Below are 23,619 nucleotides of genomic sequence, written 5' to 3'. Positions count from 1 at the left end.
TTGTGGATACCCTGAACATTTTTGAAAAACCCAAGAATCCGATCATGTTTGACGCCATCCGGGTGCGGCTGGCCTCTCCGGAAAAAATCCGGTCCTGGTCGTACGGGGAAGTCAAAAAGCCGGAAACCATCAATTACCGGACCTTCAAGCCGGAACGGGACGGCCTGTTCTGCGCCAAGATCTTCGGCCCGGTGAAGGATTGGGAGTGCAACTGCGGCAAGTACAAGCGCATGAAGCACAAGGGGGTGGTGTGCGAAAAGTGTGGGGTGGAAGTCATCCTGTCCAAGGTCCGCCGCGAGCGCCTGGGACACATCGAGCTGGCCAGCCCCGTCGCCCACATCTGGTTCTTCAAGGGACTGCCGAGCCGCATCGGCCACGTACTGGATCTCACGCTCAAGGAACTCGAGCGCATTATTTATTTTGAAAACTATGTGGTGGTCGATCCCGGCGAATCGGATTTCAAGCCCGGCCAGCTTCTGGATGAAAAAGAATACCGCGAGGCGGAAATCGAGTACCCGCACGGACTGAAGGTGATGGTCGGATCCGAGGCGGTGTACGAGATGCTGAAAAACATCGACCTCGACGCCACCGCCGAGCAGTTGAAGGAAAACCTGGCAAAGACCACCTCGGTGCTCAACAAACGCAAGATCGCCAAGCGCCTCAAGATCATCGAGGCTTTCCGCAAATCCGGTAACCGCCCGGAGTGGATGATCCTGAGCGTGGTGCCGGTCATTCCGCCGGAGTTGCGCCCGCTGGTGCCGCTCGACGGCGGCCGCTTCGCCACGTCCGATCTCAATGACCTGTACCGCCGCGTCATCAACCGCAACAACCGCCTCAAGCGGTTGATGGAACTCAAGGCGCCGCAGATCATCATCCGCAACGAAAAACGCATGCTGCAGGAAGCGGTGTCGGCGCTGTTCGACAACGGCCGCCGTGGCCGGACGCTTCGCGGCACCAACAAGCGTCCGCTCAAATCGCTGAGCGACATGCTGAAAGGCAAACAGGGCCGCTTCCGCCAGAACCTGCTCGGCAAGCGCGTCGATTACTCCGGCCGTTCGGTCATCGTGGTCGGTCCCGAACTCAAGCTGCACCAGTGCGGGCTGCCGAAGAAGATGGCGCTCGAGTTGTTCAAGCCGTTCATCTTCAACCGGCTCGAACAGAAAGGTTATGCCGCCACCATCAAAACCGCGAAGAAGATGGTCGAGCAGGAGCGCGCCGAGGTGTGGGAAGTATTGGAAGAAGTCATCCAGAAACATCCGGTTCTCCTGAACCGCGCACCGACTTTGCATCGTCTCGGCATCCAGGCATTCGAGCCGGTGTTGATCGAGGGCAAGGCGATCCGCATCCATCCGCTGGTGTGCACCGCGTTCAACGCCGACTTCGACGGCGACCAGATGGCGGTGCATGTTCCGCTTTCGATGGAAGCGCAGGTCGAGGCGAAACTCCTCATGATGGCGCCCAACAACGTCTTGTCTCCGGCCAACGGCAAGCCCATCGCCGTGCCCAGTCAGGATATCGTTCTCGGCTGCTACTACATGACCAAGATCCGCGGCAGCGTGCCCGGCGAGGGACGCGTTTTCTCCAACCTGCGCGAAGTGCGCGCGGCGTACGATCACGGAGAACTGCACCTGCAGGCGAAGATGATGGTCGAGGTGGACGGCAACCTGGAAGTCACCACCACCGGCCGCGTTCTCCTGTATGAGGTATTGCCGGAAGAGCTGCCGTTCAAGCTGGTCAACCAGGAGATGAACAAGAAAACCCTGTCCAACCTGATTTCCACGTCGTTCCAGATCGTGGGCCGGGAAAAAACCGTTGCTCTGCTGGATGCGGTCAAGACCCTCGGGTTTCATTACGCGACCGAGGCGGGCCTGTCTATTTCGACCGAATACATGCGGATTCCGAAAGCGAAGGAAACGCTGGTCAACAAGGCCGGCGATGAAGTGCTCCGCGTTTACAACCAGTACCGCGACGGCCTCATCACCAACGGCGAACGCTATAACAAGGTCATTGACATCTGGGCGCACGTCACCGAGCGCGTCTCGGAAGAGATGTTCCGCGAACTGGAAGTCGAAGACGAAAACATCGTCAAGGGCGTGGAGGCCAAGGACTTCAACTCGATCTTCATCATGGCCGACTCCGGAGCGCGCGGCAGCTCGCAGCAGTTGCGGCAGCTGGCCGGCATGCGCGGCCTGATGGCCAAGCCGTCGGGTGAGATCATCGAGACGCCCATCACCGCGAACTTCCGCGAAGGGCTGTCGGTGATCCAGTACTTCATCTCCACCCACGGTGCGCGCAAGGGTCTGGCCGACACCGCGCTCAAGACGGCAAACTCCGGTTACCTGACCCGGCGCCTTGTCGATGTGGCTCAGGACATCATCATCATGGAAGAAGACTGCGGCACCCTGCGCGGCATTAAGTTGTCGTCGCTCGTGGAAGCGGGTGAAATCATCCAGCCTCTGGGTGAGCGCATCCTCGGCCGTACGTGCCTGGAAGACGTGCTCGATCCGTTCACCGGCGACGTGCTGGTCAAGGCGAATGAGATGGTCGATGAGAAAGTCGTCGAGGCCATTGAGAACGCCGGGATTGAAGGCATCCGAATCCGCTCGAACCTGACCTGCGAATCGAAGCAGGGACTGTGCGTGAAGTGCTACGGGCGCAACCTGGCCACCAACGGCTGGGTGGAGATCGGCGAGCCGGTCGGCGTCATCGCCGCGCAGTCCATCGGTGAACCGGGTACCCAGCTCACCATGCGGACGTTCCACATCGGCGGCACCGCGAGCCGCGTGGTCGAGCAGACGACGCTCAGCACGAAGAAGGGCGGCATCATCAAGTACCAGGGCCTGCGCACGATCAAGAACCAGCGCGGCGAGATCATCGTCATGAACCGCAACGGCAGCCTGGTGGTGCAGGACGAAAACGGCCGGGAAAAGGAAAAATACTCCGTCGTCTATGCGGCGAAACTCAAGGTGCACGACGGGCAGGAAGTCCACGAGAACCAGACGCTGGTCGAGTGGGACCCGTACACCAACTCGATCCTCACCGAGGTCGAGGGCACCATCGCCTTCGGCGACGTGGTGGAAGGCATCACCATGAAAGAGGACTTCGACGAAATCACGGGTCTTTCCACCAAGGTCATCATCAGCCACCGCGACGAGAAGCGGCAGCCGCGCATTTCGATCAAGGACGACAAGGGTGAAACCATCCGGCGCTACATTCTGCCCGCGGGTGCGCACATCAATGTCAACGAGGGCGACCGCGTGAATGCGGGTGACGTCATCGTCAAGATTCCTCGCGAAACGGCGAAGACGAAGGACATCACCGGCGGTCTGCCGCGTGTTGCGGAACTATTCGAGGCGCGCAAGCCGCACGAGCAGGCGACCATCTCGGAAATCAGCGGTACCGTTAAGTTCGGCGGGTTCGTGAAAGGCATGCGGAAGGTGGTCATCGTCAACGACAGTGGTGAAGAGCGCGAGTACCTCATTCCGCGCGGCAAGCACATCAACGTGCACGAAGGCGACGAAGTGCAGGCCGGCGAGCCGCTCATGGATGGCGCCGCCAACCCGCATGACATCCTGCGCATCCTCGGTGAAAACGAGTTGCAGAAATACCTCGTCAACGAGGTGCAGGAGGTGTACCGCCTGCAGGGTGTCGCCATCAACGACAAGCATATCGAAGTCATCGTCCGCCAGATGCTCCGCCACCTTCAGGTGGAAGAGCCCGGGGACACCGACCTGCTGATTGGCGAACAGGTGACCCGCAAGGTATTCAACGAGAAAAACCAGGAGACCATAAAGGAAAAAGGCAAGCCCGCGCAGGGCCAGCCGGTTCTTCTGGGAATCACGAAATCGTCGCTCAGCACCGAGAGTTTCATCTCCGCGGCCTCCTTCCAGGAGACCACGCGGGTGCTGACGGAAGTGGCGGTCAGCGGCAAGGAAGACCGCCTGTTTGGACTGAAAGAAAATGTGATCATGGGTAGGCTGATTCCGGCCGGAACCGGCTGCCGCGCCTACAGCGGCATCCGCATCGAGGAGCCGGAATTCGAGGAAACCGAGGAAGTGAAGCCGGTAGAAGAGGAAGAAACCCCGGCCGCGGTAGAGTAGGAAAAAATACCGGAAAATTCCCTTGACTCCCCGCATGGGAGTGATAAAATCCAAGCTTTTCGGCCTACTACAGACATACTCTGAACATTCCAACAAATTCAATTAGTTGAGGATGGGTCAACTGGGTTTTGTTAAGGTGTTGGTCCCTCTATCAGGAGAACTTTATTGTGCCGACCATTAATCAATTGGTCAAAAGAGGCCGGCGTAAGCCGGTAGAGAAAACGGCATCGCCGGCGCTGAAGTCGTGCCCGCAGAAACGGGGCGTGTGTGTGCGTGTGTACACCTCCACTCCGAAGAAGCCCAATTCGGCATTACGAAAAGTGGCGCGCGTCCGGCTGACCAACGGAATGGAGGTAACGAGCTACATTCCGGGTGTCGGGCACAATCTCCAGGAGCACTCGATCGTTTTGATTCGCGGCGGCCGCGTTAAGGATCTGCCGGGTGTTCGTTACCATGTTGTGCGGGGCAGCCTGGATACACTGGGCGTGGCCAACCGCATGCAGAGCCGTTCCAAGTACGGTGCCAAGAAACCGAAGAAAACCTAATAAGAATTATACGCAACCATGGCAAGAAGACGCGAAGCGGAAAAACGGGAGATCCTGCCGGACCCCAAATACAACGACATTCTGGTTGCCCGGTTTGTCAACAGCCTCCTCAAGCGGGGCAAGAAGAGCGTGGCGGAACGTATGTTCTATTCCGCTCTGGACAACATCGGTGAGCGGGTGAAGGACGAAGAGCCCATCAGGGTGTTCAAGAAGGCGGTGGACAACGCTGCGCCGCTTCTCGAAGTCCGGTCCCGGCGTGTTGGTGGCGCCACCTATCAGGTGCCGGTGGAAGTCAACGCCAACCGGCGCACCGCGCTCAGCATCCGCTGGATCATCAGCAATGCGCGCAGCCGTGCGGGCCGTTCCATGTCTGATAGGCTGACCGACGAGCTGGTCGATGCCTACAACAGCACCGGCGGTGCGGTTCGCAAGAAGGAAGATGTTCATCGTATGGCAGAAGCCAATAAGGCGTTCGCCCACTACCGCTGGTAATGCGGTTCTCAAGCAGCATATAAGGTGTTATGAGTAAGAAGCCCAAAATCAGTCAAATCCGGAATATCGGCATCATCGCCCACATCGACGCGGGCAAGACCACGACGACCGAGCGAATCCTTTATTACACCGGCAAGAGTCACAAGATCGGTGAGGTTCATGAGGGCAGTGCGACCATGGACTGGATGCAGCAGGAGCAGGAGCGCGGCATCACCATCACCTCCGCCGCCACCACGTGTTTCTGGCTGGATCACCAGATCAATATCATCGACACGCCGGGCCACGTCGATTTCACCGCCGAAGTCGAGCGGTCGCTCCGTGTGCTGGACGGGGCTGTGGGTGTGTTCTGCGCCGTTGGCGGCGTTGAGCCGCAATCCGAGACGGTGTGGCGCCAGGCCACCAAGTACAAGGTTCCGCGCATTGGGTTTGTCAACAAGATGGACCGCGCCGGCGCGGATTTTCTCGGCTGCGTGCAGCAGATGAAAGAGCGCCTGAACGCGAACCCGGTGCCCGTGCAGTTGCCGATCGGGTCGGAAGCCGATTTTGTGGGGCTCATTGACCTGGTCACGATGAAAGCCAACGTGTATTCCGACAAGTACAAGAAGGGTGAGGCGTACGACACTCAGGAGATTCCGGAGGACCTGCTGGAGCAGGCGAAGGAGTACCGCGACCACATGCTGGAAGCCCTGGCCGATGTGGATGAGGCGCTGATGGAAAAATACCTGGGCGGGGAGGATGTGAGCGAGGAGGAAATCCGCGCGGCTCTCCGCAAAGGTGTGCTGGCCCTGGCGTTCACGCCGATTTTCTGCGGGGCCGCGTTCAAGAATAAGGGTGTGCAGCAGTTGCTCGACGCGGTGGTTCATTACCTACCGTCTCCGGACCAGGTGGCGGCGGTCGTCGGCGTCAACCCGAACACGCAGGAGGAAGTGACGTGTCCGGTGGACGAGAGCAAGTCGCTGTCCGCGCTGGCATTCAAGATCATGACCGATCCGTTTGTCGGCCAGCTGGCCTACTTCCGCGTTTATTCCGGTCATATCAAGAGCGGTACGTACGTGTACAACTCGACCAAGAATCAGAAGGAGCGCGTGGGACGCCTGCTCCGCATGCACGCCAACAAGCGTGAAGAGGTGGATGTGGTCGGCGCCGGGGACATTGCCGCGGCGATCGGCTTCAAAAAGACTTTTACCGGTGACACTCTGTGTCGCGAAGAGAGCCCCGTTATCCTCGAGTCCATTTCCTTTCCGCAGCCCGTCATCTCTGTTGCGATTGAGCCGAAAACCAAGCAGGAGCAGGAAAAGCTTTCCGACTGCCTCATCAAGCTTCAGCAGGAAGACCCCACATTCGAAGTGAAGGTGGATCCGGAAACTTCCCAGACCATCATTTCCGGAATGGGCGAGTTGCATCTGGAGATCCTCGTGGACCGCATGAAGCGCGAGTTCAACCTCGATGTCAGTGTGTCCAAACCGCAGGTGGCGTATCGCGAAACCATCACCAGGAAAACGGACCACAGTTACAAGTACGTCAAGCAGACCGGCGGCCGGGGTCAGTATGGTCATGTTGAAATCACTCTCGAACCGCGCAAGGCGGGTGAAGGGTTTGAGTTCGTCAACAAGATCGTCGGTGGCGCCATTCCGAAGGAATACATTCCCGCAGTTCAAAAGGGTGTTTCGGAGGCCATGGACCGCGGCGTCCTGTGCGGGTTCCCGATGGTGGACGTTCGCGTCACCCTGAACGACGGTTCGTATCATGATGTGGACTCTTCCGAGATGGCATTCAAGATTTGTGCGTCCATTGCGTTTCGGGATGCGGCGAAGAAGGCCACGCCGGTGCTGCTCGAGCCCATCATGGACGTGGAGGTGGTCACCCCCGAGGAATTCATGGGTGATGTCATCGGCCACCTCAACTCGAAGCGCGGCAAGGTCAAGGAACTGGGTGACCGTGCCGGCGCGAAAGTGGTGCGGTGCGAAGTGCCGTTGGCAGGCATGTTCGGGTATTCCACCGATCTTCGGTCGAACACCCAGGGCCGCGCCAACTACTCAATGGAATTTTTGAAATATGACGTGGTTCCGAATGCGATTGCCGAGGAATTGATCGCCAAGTCCACCGGAACCTCAAGTGAAGTGACCGTATAAATAAAACGAATAAAAAACCGGAACAATGATTTCATCATTAATGGAGTGAATCGGTATGGCAAAAGAAAAATTTGTGAGAGACAAACCCCACGTGAACATCGGAACCATCGGTCATGTTGACCATGGTAAAACCACGCTCACAGCGGCCATCACCGAAGTTTTGGCAAAAAAGGGGATGGCGCAAAGCATTGCGTTCGACCAGATCGACAAGGCCCCTGAAGAGAAAGAACGCGGCATCACCATCGCCATCGCGCACGTTGAGTACCAGACGGAAAACCGTCACTACGCTCACGTGGACTGCCCGGGCCATGCCGACTACGTCAAAAACATGATCACCGGTGCGGCGCAGATGGACGGCGCGATTCTCGTGCTGAGCGCCACCGACGGCCCCATGCCGCAGACCCGCGAGCACATCCTGCTTGCCCGTCAGGTCGGCGTGCCGCGCATCGTTGTGTTCATGAACAAATGTGACATGGTTGACGATCCGGAGCTCCTGGACCTGGTTGAGCTGGAAGTACGCGAACTGCTCAACAAGTACGAGTTTCCCGGCGACGACATCACCGTCATTCGCGGCAGCGCTCTGCAGGCTCTGGAGAACGCCGAAGACGAAGAAAAGACGAAGTGCATCTGGGACCTGATGGCTGCCTGCGATGCGGACATTCCGGTTCCGGAACGCCCGATCGACAAGCCGTTCCTGATGCCGATCGAGGACATCTTCAGCATCTCCGGTCGCGGTACCGTGGCCACCGGCAGGATCGAGACGGGTGTCATCAAGGTGGGTGAGGAAGTCGAGATCGTCGGGTTCCGCCCGACCACCAAGACCACCGTCACCGGTGTCGAAATGTTCCGCAAGCTGCTGGACGACGGTCAGGCGGGCGACAACGTAGGCTGTCTGCTCCGCGGCACCAAACGCGACGACATCGAGCGCGGACAGGTTCTGGCGAAGCCCGGTTCCATCACTCCGCACGCGAAGTTCAAGGCAGAGGTGTACATCCTGACCAAGGAAGAGGGTGGGCGTCACACTCCGTTCTTCAACGGCTACCGGCCGCAGTTTTATTTCCGCACCACGGACGTGACCGGCGTGGTCACCCTGCCGCAGGGCGTGGAGATGGTCATGCCGGGCGACAATGTCACCTTCGAGGTGGAATTGATCACCCCCGTGGCGATGGCCAAGGAATTGCGGTTCGCCATTCGTGAAGGTGGCCGGACTGTGGGCGCGGGCATCGTCAGCGAGATCATGGACTAATGAGCGATCAGAAAATAAAAATCAAGCTGAAGGCTTACGACCACAAACTGCTCGACTGGTCGGTCGGGGAAATCGTGGAGACCACCAAGCGCACCGGCGCCCGGGTGGTCGGCCCCATCCCGCTACCGACCAAGAAGAACCGGTGGACCGTGCTGCGGTCGCCGCATGTGGACAAAAAATCGCGGGAGCAGTTCGAGATCCGGACGCATAAGCGCATCCTGGAAATCCTCGAGCCCACTCCGCAAACCGTCGACGCGCTCATGAAGCTGGACCTCAGCGGCGGCGTGGATATTGAAATCAAACTGTAAGAACGGTCGGGATCGATGAAAGGTTTGCTCGGTAAAAAATTGGGAATGACCCAGGTCTATCTGGAAAACGGCGATTGTGTTCCCGTCACTGTCATCCAGGTGGAGCGGTGTGTGCCCGTGGAAAAACGGACTCAGGATAAAAACGGGTACGACGCTGTGGTGGTGGCCTATGGCCAGCGCAAGCCGAAGCACACCAACAAGCCGCTGGCCGGGTATTACAACAAGATCAAGGCGGAGCCCGCGCGGGTCCTTCAGGAATTCCGAAACCTGGAATTGGCGGACGACGCCATGGGCCAGCAACTCAAGGTGGATGCATTCGCCGAGGGTGAACTGGTGGATGTGGTCGGCGTCTCCAAGGGGCGAGGGTTCTCCGGTGTGGTCCGGCGGTACAACTTCCGCGGCCAACCGGCATCCCGCGGCACTCACGAGTCGTTTCGCGGCGGTGGTTCCATCGGCATGCACACCTATCCCGGGCGCACGCTGAAAGGCCAGAAGATGGCCGGGCGCATGGGCGGTAAAACCGTGCATGCGAAGAATTTAAAAGTCGTCCGCGTGGATGCGGGCAACAACCTGATCCTGGTGCGCGGCTCGGTGCCGGGCGCCAACGGCCGGCTGGTGCGCATCACCGAAGCCAAGGCTGGCGGCAGGAAATAATTTAGAGCGAAAGAAGCGAAAGAGCGAAACATGGCGGAACTCGAAATCGTCAACACAGAAAACAAGAAGGTCGGTACGGCCACGCTGTCGCCCGAGGTGTTTGAAGGGCCCGTCCGCGAGCATCTGGTGCAACAGTACGTCGTCATGCAGTTGGCGGCCAAGCGGAGCGGCACTGCCTCGACCATCGAAAATCGCGGCGATATCAGCGGCGGCGGTAAAAAGCCCTGGCGGCAGAAAGGAACTGGGCGCGCCCGTCATGGCAGCACCCGCTCCACTATTTGGCGCGGGGGTATGACGGTGTTCGGTCCCCGTCCGCGCGCGTACACACACAAGCTTTCCAAGAAGTCCCGCAAGCTCGCCATCCGCTCCGTTCTCGCCGAAAGATTGCAAAGCAATAATATTCAAGTGGTCGAATCACTGAACCTGGAAGAGCCCAAAACCAAGCAGGCTTTGGCCCTGCTCGCCAAGCTCGGGTTGCCGGAAAAAACGTTGTTCCTGGTCGCCGAGAAAAACCCGAACCTGGAGCTCGCCGTTCGCAACCTGCCGCAGGTCAATGTGCTGTCGGTGGAAGGTGTCAATGTGTTCGACCTGCTGGTGCATCAGAAGATCGTGTGCACCCCCGACTCTCTCAGGAAATTAGAGGAGCGACTCAGCTGATGTCCACCGACCTTTATCGAATTTTAGAGAAGCCGCTCATCACTGAAAAGAGCACCATGATGCTGGAGGACGGCAACCGGGTGATGTTTCAGGTGAAGCGCGATGCCAACAAGCTTCAGATCAAGCAGGCCGTGGAGAAAATCTTCAACGTCACCGTGCTGGATGTGAATACCCTCAACGTGAAACCCAGGCAGAAACGGTTCGGCCGCAACGTCGGGTTTACCAAGGCGAGCAAAAAAGCCATCGTCACGTTGAAGGACGGCGACAAGATAGACTTTTTTGAAGGAGCGTAAGCGGCCATGCCAGTAAGAAAACTCAACCCGACTTCCGCCGGTGTTCGATTTCAGACGATTTCGGATTTCGGTGAAGTGACCAAATCCACACCGGAGAAAAGCCTGCTGGTGTCGATTTCCCGCAAGGGCGGCCGCAACAACAACGGCCGCGTCACCGCCCGTCGGCGTGGCGGCGGACACCGCAAGCTGTACCGCAAAATCGATTTCCGGCGAAACAAGGACGGGATCGAAGCGAAGGTGGCGGGTATCGAATACGATCCCAACCGTTCGGCGAACATCGCGCTTCTCGTGTACACGGACGGAGAAAAGCGGTACATCCTGGCGCCTTCGGAATTGAAGGACGGCGCCACGGTGATGTCCGGCCGGGACGCCGAGGTGCGCGTCGGCAACTGCCTGCACCTCGAAGACATTCCCGTAGGTACGACGATTCATAACATCGAACTCAGGCCGGGCAAAGGGGGTCAGATTGCGCGCAGTGCCGGAACCTACGCGCAGTTGATGGCGAAGGAAGGCGACTATGCCAACATCAAGCTCAAGTCCGGCGAGGTGCGGCTGGTTTCGGTGAAATGCCGCGCCACGGTGGGTTCCGTCGGCAACGCAGAGCACGAAAACGTGTCGCTCGGCAAGGCAGGGCGAACACGCTGGATGGGGCGCCGCCCGCGTCCGCGCGCAGTGGCCATGAATCCGGTCGACCATCCGATGGGCGGCGGTGAAGGCCGCTCCTCCGGCGGACGCCATCCGTGCAGTCCTTACGGCATGCCGGCGAAGGGGTACAAAACGCGCAAGAAAAAGAAACCGTCCTCTCGGTACATACTGAGTCGACGCAAGAAATAATCAACTTTAGAAGGCAGGAGCGCTATGGCGCGATCACTGAAAAAAGGGCCGTTTGTCGATCAGCATCTGGCGGACAAGGTGGAGCTGATGAACCGGAAGAACGAGAAGAAGGTCGTCAAGACCTGGTCGCGCCGGTCCACCATTCTGCCGGATTTCGTCGGGCACACCCTGGCGGTACACAACGGCAAGAAGTTCATTCCCGTGTTCGTCACGGAAAACATGGTGGGGCACAAGCTGGGGGAGTTTTCCCCGACCCGCACCTTCAAGGCCCACAGCGGCAAAACCAAAAAAGCGGCGCCGCCCAAGTAATTTAATCGAGAGCAACGGAAATGAGTGTCAGAGCCCAATTGAAACACGCCCGCACGGCCCCGCGCAAAGCGCGCTTGATCGCCGACATGATCCGCGGCAAGAACGTGAACGACGCAATGAACGTCCTTGTCTTCACGCGGAAGAAGGCGGCGGGTCTGTTTCAGAAACTTTTGAAGTCGGCGTTGGCCAATGCCGAGGAAAACCACAAGGTGCTGGACGTGGACGATCTGTATGTTCGCAAGGTCACGGTGGACGAAGGTGTGACCATGAAACGCCAGCTTCCGCGGGCGCGGGGGATGACGACCCTCATTCGCAAACGCACCAGCCACATCACGCTTGTGCTGGACGAAAAGGAGTAACCGACACATGGGTCAGAAGGTACATCCCTACGGGTTTCGCCTGGGCATCAACAAGCCCTGGAAATCGAACTGGTACGCAAAAAAAGATTACGCCGATCTTCTGCAGGAAGACATCAAGATCCGCAAGCATTTACGGAAAAACCTGTCGCACGCGGGCATTTCGAACCTGGAAATCGAGCGTTCGGCAAGCCGCATCCGCATCAATATACATACCGCCCGCCCCGGCATCATCATCGGTAAAAAGGGGCTGGAAGTGGACCGGGTGAAGGAGGAGTTGCAGAGGATCATCGGTACGGCCAAGCAGGTCAACCTGAACATCAAGGAAATCCGCCGGGCGGAACTCGACTCCTCGCTCATCGCGCAGAACGTGGCCATGCAGCTGGAGAAACGGATTTCCTTCCGCCGCGCCATGAAGAAAGCGGTGGTCAGCGCCCTGCGCTTCGGCGGCAAGGGCATCAAGATCCGCGTATCGGGTCGCCTGGGTGGCGCGGAAATCGCGCGCAGTGAATGGTACCGCGAAGGCCGCGTGCCCCTGCACACACTCCGTGCGGACATCGATTACGGCACCGCCGAGGCCCGCACCACTTACGGCATCATCGGTATCAAGGTGTGGGTGTACAAGGGCGAGATTTTTGAAGGAGCGGCGGATACCGCCGAAGAGGGCGAAGCCGCAGCGTCCTGACGAACACGAATAGCAAGCTGGGAGAGTTACAGTCATGTTGATGCCCAAGCGCGTCAAGTATCGCAAAAAACACAAAGGCCGGATGCGCGGCACCGCGTTCCGCGGCGGTAAGGTCAATTTCGGCGAGTATGCCCTGCAGACTCTGGAGTGCGGCTGGATCACCAACCGCCAGATCGAAGCGGCGCGTATTGCCATGACCCGTCACGTCAAGCGTGGCGGTAAAATCTGGCTCCGGATTTTTCCGGACAAGCCGATCTCCAAGAAGCCGGCCGAGACCCGCATGGGTAAAGGTAAAGGCAACCCGGAATTCTGGGTCGCCGTCGTCAAGCCCGGAAGGATTCTTTACGAAATGTCCGGCGTGGCGGAGGACGTGGCCAAAGAGGCTCTGCGTCTGGCGTCACACAAACTTCCGGTGGCCACCCGGATCATCGTGAACAAGTAACAGGCGGGAACCGACTATCATGAAGATGAAGGAAATCCGGGAGCTGTCCGAAAAGGAGCGCGAGGAAAAGCTCGCCGACCTGGAGGAAGAATATTTCAATCTGAAATTTCAGCTCGCTACAGGAAAGATTGAGAATCCGGGACGGATGAAGCACATGCGCCGGGACATTGCACGGCTCAAAACCCTTAACCGGGAAATGAAACAGTCGGCGGACCAGGCAGGCCAGCCGAAAGCCGAAACCCCCTCGTCGTAAAGACGGGTGAAAAGAAATAACCTCAGGAGTGCACGTTGAGCGAAGGTAAGCGCAAACAAACGCTGTTGGGCACCGTCATCAGCGACAAGATGGACAAGACGGTGGTGGTGCGGGTGGACAGGAAGTACATTCACCCCAAATTCAAGAAAGTGGTCAAGCAGACCCGGAAATACAAGTGTCACGACGAGACGAACCAGTGCAATGTCGGCGACTTTATTTCCATGAAGCAGGTGCGGCCGTTGAGCAAGGACAAGCGGTGGTCCCTGGTTGAAATTTTAAAGAAACGGGAAATTTAACGGCGATGATTCAACTGCGAACAGTTTTGGATGTGGCGGACAACTCGGGCGCGCGGAAAGTTCAGTGTATCAAGGTGCTGGGCGGGACCGGACGGCGTTACGCCTCGGTGGGCGACATCATCGTCGTGGCCGTGAAGGAGTGCGAGCCGAACAGCAACATCAAGAAGGGCGACGTGAAAAAAGCCGTGGTGGTGCGCACCCGCAAGGAAATGCGCCGCTCGGAAGGCAGCTACATCAAATTCGACACCAATGCCGCTGTGCTGGTAAACGACGCGAAGGAGCCGGTCGGCACCCGCATCTTCGGTCCTGTCGCCCGCGAGCTCCGCGCCAAGCGGTTTCTCAAGATCATTTCCCTCGCCCCGGAGGTGCTCTGATGGCCGGTAGCTGGTTGCTGAAAAAAGACGATATCGTGATGGTGATGAAGGGTCGCGAACGCGGCAAAAAGGGAAAGGTTCTGGCATTCTATCCGGACCATGACAGCATCACCGTGGAAAAGCTCAATCTCTACAAGCGTCACATGAAGCCGAGCGGGCAGAACAAGGGCGGCATCGTGGAGAAGGAAGGTAAGATTCATTACTCCAACGTGCTTTTGGTTTGCGACAAGTGCGGCAAGGGCGTGCGTGTGAAAAGCAAGAAACTGGATGACGGAAGCCGCGTCCGCGTCTGCCGTAAATGCGGCGACGCCATCGACAAGATTTAAGTGCCAGAAAGGTTGACGGAATAGAACATGGCAGTACCCAATGTCAAGCAGGCATACAACGAAAAGTACCGCAGTCAGATCCAGAAGGAACTCGGGCTGAAAAACATCATGCAGGTTCCGCGTCTGGAGAAGATCGTGCTCAATATGGGCCTGGGCGAAGGCACCCAGAACGCCAAGCTGATCGAGGCGGGTGTTGAGCAGTTGCGCACCATTACCGGCCAGGCCCCGGTGGTGACAAAGGCGAAAAAAGCGATCTCCAACTTCAAGCTGCGCGAAGGCATGCCGGTGGGTGTGCGTGTGACCCTGCGCGGCTCCCGCATGTACGAATTTTTCGAGCGGCTCGTTGGATTCGCTCTGCCGCGCGTGCGCGATTTCAAGGGCCTGTCGCCCAAGTCTTTCGACGGGCGCGGCAACTACACCATCGGCCTGCGAGAACAATTGATTTTTCCGGAGATCAATTTCGACAAGATCGAAAAGATCAAGGGAATGAACATCACCATCTGCACCACCGCTGAAAACGACGAGCAGGGGCGGGTGCTGTTGAAGACCATGGGATTTCCGTTCCGCAACTGAATCCCGATTTTTAGAGGCAAGAAATGGCGAAGAAATCGCTGATAGCCAAGGCCAACCGCAAGCAGAAATTCAGCGTGCGGGAGTACAACCGGTGCAAAGTGTGCGGCCGCCCGCGGGCGTTCCTCCGCAAGTTTGGTTTGTGCCGCATCTGTTTTCGGCAGCGGGCGCTGTTGGGGGAAGTCCCCGGCGTCACCAAGGCCAGCTGGTAAGGCAATGAGTTACGTAAGTTTAGGAGAACATTGATCTCATGATGACCGATCCCATAGCGGATTTTTTCACCCGGCTCCGGAACGGAATGCAGGTGCGCCACCCTTCGGTGGACATGCCGAATTCCAAGATGAAGGTCCGGATCGCCGAGATTTTGCAGGGTGAAGGATTCATTCGCAACTTCAAGACCAAGGAAGACAATAAGCAGGGGTTGTTGCGGGTGTACCTGAAATACCACAACGGTTCCCCCTGTGTACGCGGCATCAAGCGTGTCAGCACACCCGGCCGCCGTGTTTATGTGGACAAGGATCATATCCCGAAGGTGCTGAACGGTCTGGGGGTCGCTATCATCTCCACATCGCAGGGATTGGTCACCGATCAGATTTGCCGCGAAAAAGGTATCGGCGGCGAAGTGGTCGGATACATCTGGTAAGGCAGGAATCGATTATGTCACGTATTGGAAAATTGCCGGTTGAATTGCCTTCCGGCGTCGAGTGCACCATTCAGGGCAGTCACGTGAAGGTCAAGGGCCCCAAGGGGGAACTGGTGCGTGACCTGCACCCGGAGATGTTGATCGAGAAGGAAGAAAACCAGGTGCTGGTAAAGCGGCCGTCGGACAACCGGACGCACCGCGCCCTGCATGGCCTCACCCGGGCACTTCTCAACAACATGGTGGTGGGCGTCTCTCAGGGTTACGAGAAACAGCTCAACATTGTCGGCGTCGGTTACAAGGTGGAACTGAAGGGAAAGGCCCTGGTGCTGAACCTGGGTTATTCGCATCCCATTGAGTACCCGAGCCCCGACGGCATCGAGTTCGAGGTGGATTCGAAAGCCAACACCATCAAGGTCAAAGGCATCGACAAGGAAAAAGTGGGACAAACATCCGCGGAAATCCGCAAAATGCGACCACCGGAGCCTTACAAGGGTAAAGGGGTCATGTATGCCGACGAGCGCATCCGCAGAAAAGCGGGCAAAGCCGCCGCGGGCAAATAATTTTAGCAAGACGGACCATGTCAAAAACAAATCTCAAAACCCGGCTGAGGCTGAAACGCAAATTCAGGGTGAAAAACCGGACCCAGAAAGATCCGCAGAAACTGCGCCTGTCGGTGTTCCGCAGTACCAACCACATTTACGCCCAGATCATCGACGACGCCAACCGCAAGACTCTCGCGTCCGCGTCTTCATTGACCAAGGATTTCCAGGCGAAAATGAAAACGGGCGGCAATGTGGAAGCGGCGAAACTGGTGGGTTCCATTCTGGGCGAAAAAGCTGCCGCACAGGGAATCAAGGAAGTGTATTACGACCGCAACGGATTCATCTATGCCGGCCGCGTGAAAGCGCTGGCGGAGGCGGTGCGGGAAAAGGGAATCAAGTTTTAAAAAACCAACCCGGCGGGGAAAAAGCCCGGCCAGGCAGGAGGAACGCTTTTGCAGGAACGAGCCGCCAAACAAACCGAATTCGTCGATAAAGTCGTCAAGATCAAGCGTGTCGCCAAAGTGGTGAAAGGCGGGCGTCGCTTCAGCTTCAGTGCCCTGGTCGTGGTGGGCAACCGCGAGGGCAAGGTGGGTTGGGGGCTGGGCAAGGCCAACGAAGTGCCGGAAGCTATTCGTAAAGGCGTCGAGCGCGCAAAGAAAAACCAGATCCGCGTGGCTCTGGACGGCACCACCATTCCGCACGAGATCATCGGCCGTTTCGGTTCCGGTGAAGTGCTTTTGAAGCCGGCGAGCCGGGGTACCGGACTGATTGCCGGGGGTGCCGTGCGAGCGGTCCTGGAAGCGGCAGGGGTGAAGGACATCCTCACCAAATGTATCCGCACCAACAATCCGCACAACGTCGTGAAGGCCACCATCGACGGCCTTGAGTCCCTGCGCGACGTCCAGCAGTGCCAGGAAGTGCGCGGTAAAGAATTGCATCATAAATCGTCCCGTTGAGTGATCCAGATATGATCGAGTTATCCAATTTAAAAGGTTTCCCCGGCGGCCGCAAAAAACGCAACCGGGTCGGACGCGGACCGGGTTCCGGAAATGGCAAAACCTCCGGGCGCGGTCAGAAAGGCCAGAAGAGCCGTTCCGGCGGCAGCCCGCATCCCTGGTTTGAAGGCGGCCAGATGCCACTGCAGCGTCGCCTGCCCAAGCGCGGTTTCACCAACATTTTCAAGAAAAGCTACGAACTGGTGAACCTGGGAGACCTGAAAGACATTTCGCTGGACGGCCCCTTGACTCCCGATGTGATGAAAGAAAAGGGCCTCATCCACAAAACCGAAGCGGTCAAGGTGCTGGCCGATGGCGACCTCTCCGGGGCGATCACCATACACGCCCACAAGTTCAGCAAGGCGGCGGTGGAGAAAATCGAGAAGTCGGGAGGAAAGGTCGTAGTCCTTTAAATGAGTGGCGCCGAGAGTTTTGCCAATATATTCCGGATCCCGGAACTCAAACGTCGGGTGCTGTTCACCCTTGGCGTCCTGATCGTTTACCGGATTGGCGCGCACATCCCGACTCCGGGCATTGACGGCGCCGCCCTGGCGGAGATATTCGAGCAGGCCAAGGGTACGATCCTCGGGTTCTTTGACATGTTTTCGGGCGGAGCGTTGAGCCGCCTGACCATTTTTGCGCTGGGCATCATGCCCTACATCAGCGCGTCGATCATCCTGCAACTCCTCACCATCGTGTCGCCGCATCTGGCGCAGTTGAAGAAGGAGGGCGAGCAGGGCCAGAAAAAAATCACCCAGTACACGCGGTACGGCACGGTGCTGTTGAGCGTCATCCAGAGTTCCGGCATGGCGGTGGGGCTGGAAGCGATGAAGAGCCCCGGCGGCGCGCCGATCGTACCCGATCCGGGCTGGACCTTCCGCATGATGACGATGCTGACCCTGACCGCGGGTACGGTGTTCATCATGTGGCTGGGCGAACAGATTTCCGAGCGCGGTATCGGCAACGGCATCTCGCTTATCATTTTCACCGGTATCGTGGCGGGCCTGCCCTCCGCGATCGGCATGTCGCTGGACCTGATGGGTACCGGCGAACTTTCCGTATTGATCGGGCTGTTGCTGGCTTTGGTCATGATGGCCGTGGTCGGGTTCATTGTATTTACAGAGGGGGGACAGAGACGAATCCCAATCCAGTACGCCAAGCGCGTGGTGGGGCGAAAGATGTATGGCGGGCAGACCTCGCACCTGCCGCTCAAGGTCAACACTTCCGGCGTCATCCCGCCGATTTTTGCGTCCTCGATCATCATGTTCCCGGCGACCATCGCCCAGTTCATCGATCATCCGTGGATGCAGACGGTTTCGGCGGCCCTGGCTCCGGGCAATTTGATCTACAGCCTGATTTTCATCGGTGCGATCTTTTTCTTCTGTTATTTCTACACGGCGGTCATTTTCAACCCGACCGAAGTGGCGGACAACATGAAGAAGCACGGCGGCTTCATTCCCGGAATCCGTCCGGGCCCGAAGACCGCCGAATACATCGATCAGATTCTGTCTAAGTTGACGTTTTACGGGGCGATATACCTGTCTTTTATCTGTATTTTGCCCGATTATTTGATAAAATACCTGAACATTCCGTTTTATTTTGGCGGGACAAGCCTGCTCATCGTCGTTGGTGTCTCCCTCGATACCATGCAACAAATTGAATCCCATTTGGTGATGCGGAATTATGACGGTTTCATCAAAAAAGGGAGGTTACGGAGTCGCCGAGGCTGATCCATGCGGGTGATATTGCTAGGTCCTCCTGGGTCCGGAAAAGGCACCCAGGCGAATTTGCTCCAGGAGCGGTTTTCCATCCCCAAGATTTCAACCGGGGACATCCTGAGGGCCGCCGTCAGTGACGGTACCGATTTGGGCAGGCAGGCCAAGACCTACATGGATCAGGGCCAGTTGGTGCCGGATGAGATCGTCGTCGGTCTCATAAAAGAACGCATCAAGGAGCCCGATTGCGACAACGGATTCATTCTCGACGGCTTTCCCCGCACCATCGTGCAGGCGGAAAAGCTGGGTGAGATGCTGAGGTCCATGGGCCAGGACATCGATGTGGTCGTGGATCTGGAAGTGGACAAGGACGAACTGCTGGTCCGCCTTACCGGGCGAAGCACCTGCAAGGAATGCGGCACCATGTACCACAAAACCACCCACCCGCCGAAGGCGGCGGGCCGGTGCGATGCATGCGGCGGCGAGTTGTATCAGCGCGACGACGACAACGAGGAGACGATCCTCAAGCGCCTGACGGTTTACAAACAACAGACCGAGCCGCTCAAAAATTATTATGAAAAACAGGGAAAGCTGAAGACCGCACCCGGCCGGGGTACGGTTGATGAAATATTTTCCCGGGTTTGCGAAATGGTCAACTGAATATGTCCAAAGAAGATTCCATCGAAGTTGAAGGCACCGTGCTGGAACCCCTGCCGAACGCCATGTTCCGCGTGGAATTGGAAAACGGACACAAGATTCTCGCTCACATTTCAGGAAAAATGCGGCTGCATTTCATCCGCATCCTGTCGGGCGACAAGGTGAAGGTTCAACTTTCACCGTATGACCTGTCCCGGGGTCGCATTACGTACCGGTACAAGTAATCACGTCAGTCACAGAGGTCATCATGAAAGTTCAGGCATCCGTCAAAAAGATTTGTAAGAATTGCAAGGTGATCCGCCGTCGCGGCGTGGTGCGCGTGATTTGTGAGAACCCCAAGCACAAACAGAAACAGGGCTGAGCCCCGTAGCGGGCAACCGCGTCGTTAGAAGAAAGGAAATCGTGTGGCACGTATAGCCGGTGTGGACATTCCCATGAACAAGCGCGCGCATGTGGCGTTGACCTATGTGTACGGCATCGGCCCGACCACTTCGGGCAAAATCCTTCAGCAGGCCAACGTGGCTCCGGAAACCCGGATCAAGGATTTGACGGATGATGAATTGACGCGCATCCGCTCGATCATTGAGAAAGATCACCAGGTGGAAGGCGATCTGCGCCGCACCAACAACATGAATATGAAACGGCTCATGGACATCGGCTGTTACCGCGGGCTTCGGCACCGTCGCGGTCTGCCCGTTCGCGGCCAGCGCACGCACACCAACGCCCGCACGCGTAAGGGACCCCGCAAGACGGTCGGCGCCAAAGGCAAGAAATAACAACTGAGGTAAGGATCGATGGCAGACAAGAAACCCAAAGCTGGAAAGAAAAAGGGCAAAACCGCGCCGGAGATGGGCGTCGCCCACATCCGCGCAACGTTCAACAACACGATCGTCACCATCAGCGATCTGTCGGGGAACGTCGTGTCCTGGTCCAGCGCCGGTGCGCAGGGCTTCAAAGGCTCGCGCAAGAGCACCCCGTTTGCCGCGCAGGTGGCTGCCGAGAAAGCCGCCACCAAGGCCCGCGAAATGGGCATGCGCAAACTGGAAGTGCATGTGAAAGGCCCGGGTGCCGGGCGCGAATCCGCCATCCGGTCCCTGCAGGGGGTGGGCATGGAAATCACCGTCATCCGCGACCGCACGCCGATTCCGCACAACGGATGCCGGCCGCGCAAACGCCGCCGGGTGTAACCGCAATATTGATTTGATTCATTTATAGGAGAGAGTAGCTTTGGCACGATATATTGGTTCCGTTTGTCGTCTCTGTCGCCGCGAAGGGGAAAAGCTGTACCTGAAAGCTGAGCGGTGCGATACCCCCAAGTGTGCGATCGACCGCCGAAGCTACGCCCCCGGCCAGCACGGCCAGGGCCGCACCAAGTTCTCGGAATACGGAGTGCAGTTGCGTGAAAAACAGAAAGTCCGCCGCCTCTACGGCGTGCTGGAAAACCAGTTCCGCACGTACTTCAAAAAAGCCGACCAGAAAAAAGGCGTCACCGGCGAGAATCTTCTGCAGAACCTGGAAATGCGGATGGACAACGTCATCTACCGGATGGGCCTCGCGGGGTCCCGTAACGCTGCGCGCCAACTGGTGCGGCACCGCTTTTTCACCGTCAACGGCAAGAAGGTGAACGTGCCTTCGTATGCGGTCAGGAAAGGCGATGTGATCGGGCTGGTCGCGTCCAAGAAAGACAAGCTGCCGATCAAGACCGGCCTCGAAGCCATGAAGGGCAAAACCCTGCCCAACTGGTTGGCATTTGATTTTGAAAAGAACGAAGGAACGGTTCTGGAACTCTCCTCGCGTGAGGATATCACGCTCCCGATCAACGAGCAGTTGATCGTTGAATTGTATTCGCGTTGATGAGACCCGGATGGGGGCGCGCCCCCGCATTGCGCCGCCCCGTCGGCCATCACCCAATACGCAATTGACACAGAACCCAATCGGAGGATTGACTTGATGATGCAGGGAATCGTTAAACCCAAGCGTCTCGATTTTGACAAAAAGACCCGGTCCGACAATTACGCCAAGTTCCAGGCAGGACCCTTTGAACGCGGTTACGGCATCACCGTCGGCAATTCGCTGCGCCGCATGCTGTTGTCTTCCATCGAAGGCACCGCCGTCATCGGCGTGAAATTTGAAGGCGTGTTCCACGAATTTTCGTCCATTCCGGGCGTTATGGAAGACGTTACGGAAATCATCCTCAACCTGAAAAAACTGCAGCTGAAACTGCAGGGCAATGAGGACAGCAAACGCCTGTACTTGAAGCGCGATACCGCGGGCGAAGTGGTGGCGAAGGATTTTCAGGAAGACCCGGACGTCACCATTCTGAGCCCGGACCACAAGATCGCCACGCTTGACAGCAACGGCACGCTGGACATGGAAGTGCTCATCCAGCGCGGCCGCGGTTACGTTCCGGCGGACCGCCACGACATGACCACCGAGTCGGTACAGATGATTCCCGTCGATGCCTTGTTCTCACCGGTGGAAAAAGTGAATTACACGGTCGAGAAAACCCGCGTCGGGCAGTCCACGGACTACGACTCCCTTGTTATGGAACTGTGGACCGACGGCAGCATCACTCCGGAAGACGCCGTGGCGCACGCCGCGAAGATCGTCAAGGACCACATGCAGATCTTCATCAATTTCGATGAGGAGCCGGAGCCGGTTCAACCGCAGATCGACGAAAAGAAACAGAAACTGCTCACCAACCTGGCGAAAAGCGTCGAGGAACTGGAGTTGTCGGTACGCTCCTACAACTGCCTAAAGAACGCGAACATCACCACCATCGCCGAGCTGGTGCAGAAGGGCGACAGCGAAATGCTGAAGACCCGCAACTTCGGTCGTAAATCGCTCAACGAAATTAAAGAAATTCTCGAGGAAATGGGCCTGTCGCTGGGCTTGAAACTGGAAGAGGAAGACCTCCGCCAGATCCAGGCCATGCGCAAGAAAAAAGAAGTGGAACTCGAGGGAGAACGCGCCTGACGAGAAACCCATCGTTTCCCACGGGCCCCCGAAACTGAACGGAGAGATCACACCCCATGCGTCACCTGAAAGCGGGAAGAAAACTGGGCCGCACCTCGGCTCACCGGAAAGCGCTGTTCCGTAACCTGGTCACTGCGCTCATCGTGAAAGAACGCATCCGCACCACGCTGGCCAAGGCGAAGGAACTGCGCAGCCACGTGGAGAAAACCATCACGCTGGGCAAGAAAGGCACCCTCCACGCCCGCCGCCGCGCCCTGCGCGTGGTCCACGGCAAGGAAGCCTTTGTGAAGCTGTTTGACACGCTCTCCGACCGCTACGCCAGCCGCAACGGAGGCTACACCCGGATTCTGCACGTCGGCAACCGCCGTGGCGATGATGCGCCGATGGCCATCATCGAACTCGTGGACCGCGAGGAAGAACAGGCTCAGGCCGCTCCCGCAAAGGAGAAAAAAGCCAAAAAAGACTCCGGCGAGAAAAAGGAAGCGGGCGAAAAGAAAGACAAAAAGGAGACCGGGGAAAAGAAAGCCCCGGCCGCCAAGAAGGAAGACAAGGACAAAGCTCCGGCCAAGAAGAAAGCCGCTCCCAAAGCGGATAAGGACAAGAGCAAAGACGACGAAAAGAAAACCAAGGCCGCCACCAAGAAGTCCACCGCTTCAAAGAAAAAATCCGACGACAAGTAACTCCCTCCGTCGCCGGATTTCAACTCACTCAATCGAATGTTACATTTCCCCCATGCGGGGGGAAGTCAACTCAACTGCCGCAACCGACCATGGCTTTCAGCTTGCGTCCCTTGGCGTTGGGCCTGCCATAATCCGGTTCTTTATATTTGAACCGGTAATTGGTGTTGTCGTTGATCCAGTCCAGAAGTTCCTTGTAGCTTTTGAAATGCTCCGTCCAGCCGTAATCGTCGCCGGTGTATTCGCAATTTTCGATACTATGCTCGCGGCAGATGTACGGCCGCGTTTCATAAATGGCGCACTTGTTGTCGTCGCGCAGAAAATTGCACACCGTCTCAACCATCATGTACCAGCCCTTGCGGTAGATGTAAAACGAAACGCCTTTGTGCGCGATCTGCCACAACATCGCTTCGTAGTCCTTGCGTGACTCCGGTTCATCCACCTGCAACGCGAAATACGTACAGCACTTCGCCGGCAAACATTTTTTACATTGATCCCACGGATCCTTGATCTTCGCTTTAGCCATAATAACCTGTCCTCAG

The 23,619-nt window shown here is 57.6% G+C and carries 35 protein-coding genes; 34 read left to right on the top strand and 1 reads right to left on the bottom strand.

Annotation, left to right across the window (positions count from 1 at the left end):
- Positions 1-44 precede the first annotated feature (44 nt).
- The 34 genes from rpoC (at position 45) to rplQ (ending at position 23,080) form a co-directional block, all read left to right on the top strand.
- Entirely contained in the window at positions 45-4,100 is a 4,056-nt protein-coding gene (gene rpoC, locus ACTRW9_RS02920) for a DNA-directed RNA polymerase subunit beta' (RefSeq protein ID WP_442427522.1), read from the top strand.
- A gap of 167 nt (positions 4,101-4,267) precedes the next feature.
- Positions 4,268-4,645: a 30S ribosomal protein S12 gene (gene rpsL / locus ACTRW9_RS02915; RefSeq protein ID WP_005007664.1), complete on the top strand. Its 378-nt coding sequence runs from the start codon at positions 4,268-4,270 to the stop codon at positions 4,643-4,645.
- 18 nt (positions 4,646-4,663) lie between these two features.
- Complete coding sequence (rpsG, locus tag ACTRW9_RS02910) at positions 4,664-5,137, top strand: 30S ribosomal protein S7 (protein ID WP_442427489.1); 474 nt, start codon at positions 4,664-4,666, stop codon at positions 5,135-5,137.
- 29 nt (positions 5,138-5,166) lie between these two features.
- The gene (fusA, locus tag ACTRW9_RS02905; RefSeq protein WP_442428230.1) at positions 5,167-7,269 is read left to right on the top strand and encodes an elongation factor G; all 2,103 of its coding nucleotides are present in this window, start codon (positions 5,167-5,169) and stop codon (positions 7,267-7,269) included.
- A gap of 55 nt (positions 7,270-7,324) precedes the next feature.
- Positions 7,325-8,515, top strand: a complete 1,191-nt coding sequence (tuf, locus tag ACTRW9_RS02900) for an elongation factor Tu (protein WP_442427487.1) — start codon at positions 7,325-7,327, stop codon at positions 8,513-8,515.
- Positions 8,515-8,823: a 30S ribosomal protein S10 gene (gene rpsJ / locus ACTRW9_RS02895; RefSeq protein ID WP_005007668.1), complete on the top strand. Its 309-nt coding sequence runs from the start codon at positions 8,515-8,517 to the stop codon at positions 8,821-8,823. Before tuf ends, rpsJ begins: the two co-directional genes overlap by 1 nt.
- A gap of 15 nt (positions 8,824-8,838) precedes the next feature.
- A complete protein-coding gene (rplC, locus tag ACTRW9_RS02890; RefSeq protein ID WP_442428229.1) occupies positions 8,839-9,477 on the top strand; it encodes a 50S ribosomal protein L3 in 639 nt (212 codons plus the stop codon).
- Between the two features lie 30 nt (positions 9,478-9,507).
- Entirely contained in the window at positions 9,508-10,134 is a 627-nt protein-coding gene (rplD, locus tag ACTRW9_RS02885) for a 50S ribosomal protein L4 (RefSeq protein ID WP_442428228.1), read from the top strand.
- Entirely contained in the window at positions 10,134-10,427 is a 294-nt protein-coding gene (gene rplW / locus ACTRW9_RS02880; RefSeq protein WP_442427484.1) for a 50S ribosomal protein L23, read from the top strand. Before rplD ends, rplW begins: the two co-directional genes overlap by 1 nt.
- A gap of 6 nt (positions 10,428-10,433) precedes the next feature.
- Positions 10,434-11,261 carry a 50S ribosomal protein L2 gene (gene rplB, locus ACTRW9_RS02875; RefSeq protein ID WP_442427483.1) on the top strand — a complete coding sequence of 276 codons (828 nt, stop codon included), beginning with the start codon at positions 10,434-10,436 and terminating at the stop codon, positions 11,259-11,261.
- 24 nt (positions 11,262-11,285) lie between these two features.
- Positions 11,286-11,570 carry a 30S ribosomal protein S19 gene (gene rpsS, locus ACTRW9_RS02870; RefSeq protein WP_005007674.1) on the top strand — a complete coding sequence of 95 codons (285 nt, stop codon included), beginning with the start codon at positions 11,286-11,288 and terminating at the stop codon, positions 11,568-11,570.
- Between the two features lie 20 nt (positions 11,571-11,590).
- Positions 11,591-11,929 (top strand): 50S ribosomal protein L22, encoded by a 339-nt coding sequence (rplV, locus tag ACTRW9_RS02865; RefSeq protein ID WP_005007675.1) that lies wholly within the window; start codon positions 11,591-11,593, stop codon positions 11,927-11,929.
- A 7-nt stretch (positions 11,930-11,936) separates the two neighbouring features.
- Positions 11,937-12,611 (top strand): 30S ribosomal protein S3, encoded by a 675-nt coding sequence (gene rpsC / locus ACTRW9_RS02860; RefSeq protein WP_442427482.1) that lies wholly within the window; start codon positions 11,937-11,939, stop codon positions 12,609-12,611.
- A 34-nt stretch (positions 12,612-12,645) separates the two neighbouring features.
- Positions 12,646-13,053, top strand: coding sequence for a 50S ribosomal protein L16 (rplP, locus tag ACTRW9_RS02855; RefSeq protein ID WP_005007677.1), 408 nt, complete (start codon positions 12,646-12,648; stop codon positions 13,051-13,053).
- 19 nt (positions 13,054-13,072) lie between these two features.
- On the top strand, positions 13,073-13,306 hold the full coding sequence (gene rpmC / locus ACTRW9_RS02850; RefSeq protein WP_005007678.1) for a 50S ribosomal protein L29: 234 nt from the start codon (positions 13,073-13,075) through the stop codon (positions 13,304-13,306).
- Between the two features lie 35 nt (positions 13,307-13,341).
- On the top strand, positions 13,342-13,602 hold the full coding sequence (gene rpsQ / locus ACTRW9_RS02845) for a 30S ribosomal protein S17 (RefSeq protein WP_005007679.1): 261 nt from the start codon (positions 13,342-13,344) through the stop codon (positions 13,600-13,602).
- 5 nt (positions 13,603-13,607) lie between these two features.
- Positions 13,608-13,976 carry a 50S ribosomal protein L14 gene (rplN, locus tag ACTRW9_RS02840; RefSeq protein WP_442427481.1) on the top strand — a complete coding sequence of 123 codons (369 nt, stop codon included), beginning with the start codon at positions 13,608-13,610 and terminating at the stop codon, positions 13,974-13,976.
- On the top strand, positions 13,976-14,302 hold the full coding sequence (gene rplX / locus ACTRW9_RS02835) for a 50S ribosomal protein L24 (protein WP_442427480.1): 327 nt from the start codon (positions 13,976-13,978) through the stop codon (positions 14,300-14,302). Before rplN ends, rplX begins: the two co-directional genes overlap by 1 nt.
- Positions 14,303-14,329: 27 nt before the next feature.
- Positions 14,330-14,875: a 50S ribosomal protein L5 gene (gene rplE / locus ACTRW9_RS02830; protein ID WP_442427479.1), complete on the top strand. Its 546-nt coding sequence runs from the start codon at positions 14,330-14,332 to the stop codon at positions 14,873-14,875.
- A gap of 23 nt (positions 14,876-14,898) precedes the next feature.
- Positions 14,899-15,084, top strand: a complete 186-nt coding sequence (locus ACTRW9_RS02825; RefSeq protein ID WP_005007684.1) for a type Z 30S ribosomal protein S14 — start codon at positions 14,899-14,901, stop codon at positions 15,082-15,084.
- A gap of 38 nt (positions 15,085-15,122) precedes the next feature.
- Complete coding sequence (rpsH, locus tag ACTRW9_RS02820; RefSeq protein WP_442427478.1) at positions 15,123-15,515, top strand: 30S ribosomal protein S8; 393 nt, start codon at positions 15,123-15,125, stop codon at positions 15,513-15,515.
- Positions 15,516-15,529: 14 nt separating this feature from the next.
- Complete coding sequence (rplF, locus tag ACTRW9_RS02815; protein ID WP_005007686.1) at positions 15,530-16,075, top strand: 50S ribosomal protein L6; 546 nt, start codon at positions 15,530-15,532, stop codon at positions 16,073-16,075.
- A 17-nt stretch (positions 16,076-16,092) separates the two neighbouring features.
- Positions 16,093-16,461 carry a 50S ribosomal protein L18 gene (gene rplR / locus ACTRW9_RS02810; protein ID WP_442427477.1) on the top strand — a complete coding sequence of 123 codons (369 nt, stop codon included), beginning with the start codon at positions 16,093-16,095 and terminating at the stop codon, positions 16,459-16,461.
- 48 nt (positions 16,462-16,509) lie between these two features.
- On the top strand, positions 16,510-17,013 hold the full coding sequence (gene rpsE / locus ACTRW9_RS02805) for a 30S ribosomal protein S5 (RefSeq protein WP_442427476.1): 504 nt from the start codon (positions 16,510-16,512) through the stop codon (positions 17,011-17,013).
- A gap of 14 nt (positions 17,014-17,027) precedes the next feature.
- Positions 17,028-17,465, top strand: a complete 438-nt coding sequence (gene rplO / locus ACTRW9_RS02800; protein ID WP_442427521.1) for a 50S ribosomal protein L15 — start codon at positions 17,028-17,030, stop codon at positions 17,463-17,465.
- The gene (gene secY, locus ACTRW9_RS02795; protein WP_442427475.1) at positions 17,466-18,782 is read left to right on the top strand and encodes a preprotein translocase subunit SecY; all 1,317 of its coding nucleotides are present in this window, start codon (positions 17,466-17,468) and stop codon (positions 18,780-18,782) included.
- A gap of 3 nt (positions 18,783-18,785) precedes the next feature.
- Positions 18,786-19,427 (top strand): adenylate kinase, encoded by a 642-nt coding sequence (locus ACTRW9_RS02790; RefSeq protein WP_442427474.1) that lies wholly within the window; start codon positions 18,786-18,788, stop codon positions 19,425-19,427.
- A 2-nt stretch (positions 19,428-19,429) separates the two neighbouring features.
- On the top strand, positions 19,430-19,648 hold the full coding sequence (gene infA, locus ACTRW9_RS02785; RefSeq protein WP_005007695.1) for a translation initiation factor IF-1: 219 nt from the start codon (positions 19,430-19,432) through the stop codon (positions 19,646-19,648).
- 23 nt (positions 19,649-19,671) lie between these two features.
- Positions 19,672-19,785 carry a 50S ribosomal protein L36 gene (gene rpmJ / locus ACTRW9_RS02780; RefSeq protein WP_042250588.1) on the top strand — a complete coding sequence of 38 codons (114 nt, stop codon included), beginning with the start codon at positions 19,672-19,674 and terminating at the stop codon, positions 19,783-19,785.
- A 43-nt stretch (positions 19,786-19,828) separates the two neighbouring features.
- On the top strand, positions 19,829-20,200 hold the full coding sequence (gene rpsM / locus ACTRW9_RS02775; RefSeq protein WP_442427473.1) for a 30S ribosomal protein S13: 372 nt from the start codon (positions 19,829-19,831) through the stop codon (positions 20,198-20,200).
- An 18-nt stretch (positions 20,201-20,218) separates the two neighbouring features.
- Complete coding sequence (rpsK, locus tag ACTRW9_RS02770; RefSeq protein WP_005007698.1) at positions 20,219-20,611, top strand: 30S ribosomal protein S11; 393 nt, start codon at positions 20,219-20,221, stop codon at positions 20,609-20,611.
- 40 nt (positions 20,612-20,651) lie between these two features.
- On the top strand, positions 20,652-21,278 hold the full coding sequence (rpsD, locus tag ACTRW9_RS02765; protein WP_442428227.1) for a 30S ribosomal protein S4: 627 nt from the start codon (positions 20,652-20,654) through the stop codon (positions 21,276-21,278).
- A 96-nt stretch (positions 21,279-21,374) separates the two neighbouring features.
- Entirely contained in the window at positions 21,375-22,400 is a 1,026-nt protein-coding gene (locus tag ACTRW9_RS02760; protein ID WP_442427471.1) for a DNA-directed RNA polymerase subunit alpha, read from the top strand.
- A gap of 56 nt (positions 22,401-22,456) precedes the next feature.
- Positions 22,457-23,080: a 50S ribosomal protein L17 gene (gene rplQ, locus ACTRW9_RS02755; protein ID WP_442427470.1), complete on the top strand. Its 624-nt coding sequence runs from the start codon at positions 22,457-22,459 to the stop codon at positions 23,078-23,080.
- A 70-nt stretch (positions 23,081-23,150) separates the two neighbouring features.
- On the opposite strand, the gene ACTRW9_RS02750 is transcribed toward rplQ, so the two are convergent.
- The gene (locus ACTRW9_RS02750; protein ID WP_442428226.1) at positions 23,151-23,603 is read right to left on the bottom strand and encodes a YkgJ family cysteine cluster protein; all 453 of its coding nucleotides are present in this window, start codon (positions 23,601-23,603) and stop codon (positions 23,151-23,153) included.
- Between the last annotated feature and the right edge of the window lie 16 nt (positions 23,604-23,619).

This window comes from Nitrospina sp. 32_T5 (assembly GCF_052156635.1).
Classification (GTDB): Bacteria; Nitrospinota; Nitrospinia; order Nitrospinales; family Nitrospinaceae; genus Nitrospina.
This window is presented reverse-complemented; position numbering and strand designations above follow the sequence as displayed.

What these genes read in the sequence shown, in the direction of transcription:
- rpoC (WP_442427522.1), top strand. Translation starts at nt 45, where the DNA reads ATGTTTGACGCCATCCGGGTGCGGCTGGCCTCTCCGGAAAAAATCCGG.
- rpsG (WP_442427489.1), top strand. Translation starts at nt 4,664, where the DNA reads ATGGCAAGAAGACGCGAAGCGGAAAAACGGGAGATCCTGCCGGACCCC.
- fusA (WP_442428230.1), top strand. Translation starts at nt 5,167, where the DNA reads ATGAGTAAGAAGCCCAAAATCAGTCAAATCCGGAATATCGGCATCATC.
- tuf (WP_442427487.1), top strand. Translation starts at nt 7,325, where the DNA reads ATGGCAAAAGAAAAATTTGTGAGAGACAAACCCCACGTGAACATCGGA.
- rpsJ (WP_005007668.1), top strand. Translation starts at nt 8,515, where the DNA reads ATGAGCGATCAGAAAATAAAAATCAAGCTGAAGGCTTACGACCACAAA.
- rplC (WP_442428229.1), top strand. Translation starts at nt 8,839, where the DNA reads ATGAAAGGTTTGCTCGGTAAAAAATTGGGAATGACCCAGGTCTATCTG.
- rplD (WP_442428228.1), top strand. Translation starts at nt 9,508, where the DNA reads ATGGCGGAACTCGAAATCGTCAACACAGAAAACAAGAAGGTCGGTACG.
- rplW (WP_442427484.1), top strand. Translation starts at nt 10,134, where the DNA reads ATGTCCACCGACCTTTATCGAATTTTAGAGAAGCCGCTCATCACTGAA.
- rplB (WP_442427483.1), top strand. Translation starts at nt 10,434, where the DNA reads ATGCCAGTAAGAAAACTCAACCCGACTTCCGCCGGTGTTCGATTTCAG.
- rpsS (WP_005007674.1), top strand. Translation starts at nt 11,286, where the DNA reads ATGGCGCGATCACTGAAAAAAGGGCCGTTTGTCGATCAGCATCTGGCG.
- rplV (WP_005007675.1), top strand. Translation starts at nt 11,591, where the DNA reads ATGAGTGTCAGAGCCCAATTGAAACACGCCCGCACGGCCCCGCGCAAA.
- rpsC (WP_442427482.1), top strand. Translation starts at nt 11,937, where the DNA reads ATGGGTCAGAAGGTACATCCCTACGGGTTTCGCCTGGGCATCAACAAG.
- rplP (WP_005007677.1), top strand. Translation starts at nt 12,646, where the DNA reads ATGTTGATGCCCAAGCGCGTCAAGTATCGCAAAAAACACAAAGGCCGG.
- rpmC (WP_005007678.1), top strand. Translation starts at nt 13,073, where the DNA reads ATGAAGATGAAGGAAATCCGGGAGCTGTCCGAAAAGGAGCGCGAGGAA.
- rplN (WP_442427481.1), top strand. Translation starts at nt 13,608, where the DNA reads ATGATTCAACTGCGAACAGTTTTGGATGTGGCGGACAACTCGGGCGCG.
- rplX (WP_442427480.1), top strand. Translation starts at nt 13,976, where the DNA reads ATGGCCGGTAGCTGGTTGCTGAAAAAAGACGATATCGTGATGGTGATG.
- rplE (WP_442427479.1), top strand. Translation starts at nt 14,330, where the DNA reads ATGGCAGTACCCAATGTCAAGCAGGCATACAACGAAAAGTACCGCAGT.
- ACTRW9_RS02825 (WP_005007684.1), top strand. Translation starts at nt 14,899, where the DNA reads ATGGCGAAGAAATCGCTGATAGCCAAGGCCAACCGCAAGCAGAAATTC.
- rpsH (WP_442427478.1), top strand. Translation starts at nt 15,123, where the DNA reads ATGATGACCGATCCCATAGCGGATTTTTTCACCCGGCTCCGGAACGGA.
- rplF (WP_005007686.1), top strand. Translation starts at nt 15,530, where the DNA reads ATGTCACGTATTGGAAAATTGCCGGTTGAATTGCCTTCCGGCGTCGAG.
- rplR (WP_442427477.1), top strand. Translation starts at nt 16,093, where the DNA reads ATGTCAAAAACAAATCTCAAAACCCGGCTGAGGCTGAAACGCAAATTC.
- secY (WP_442427475.1), top strand. Translation starts at nt 17,466, where the DNA reads ATGAGTGGCGCCGAGAGTTTTGCCAATATATTCCGGATCCCGGAACTC.
- ACTRW9_RS02790 (WP_442427474.1), top strand. Translation starts at nt 18,786, where the DNA reads ATGCGGGTGATATTGCTAGGTCCTCCTGGGTCCGGAAAAGGCACCCAG.
- infA (WP_005007695.1), top strand. Translation starts at nt 19,430, where the DNA reads ATGTCCAAAGAAGATTCCATCGAAGTTGAAGGCACCGTGCTGGAACCC.
- rpmJ (WP_042250588.1), top strand. Translation starts at nt 19,672, where the DNA reads ATGAAAGTTCAGGCATCCGTCAAAAAGATTTGTAAGAATTGCAAGGTG.
- rpsK (WP_005007698.1), top strand. Translation starts at nt 20,219, where the DNA reads ATGGCAGACAAGAAACCCAAAGCTGGAAAGAAAAAGGGCAAAACCGCG.
- ACTRW9_RS02760 (WP_442427471.1), top strand. Translation starts at nt 21,375, where the DNA reads ATGATGCAGGGAATCGTTAAACCCAAGCGTCTCGATTTTGACAAAAAG.
- rplQ (WP_442427470.1), top strand. Translation starts at nt 22,457, where the DNA reads ATGCGTCACCTGAAAGCGGGAAGAAAACTGGGCCGCACCTCGGCTCAC.
- ACTRW9_RS02750 (WP_442428226.1), bottom strand. Translation starts at nt 23,603, where the DNA reads ATGGCTAAAGCGAAGATCAAGGATCCGTGGGATCAATGTAAAAAATGT.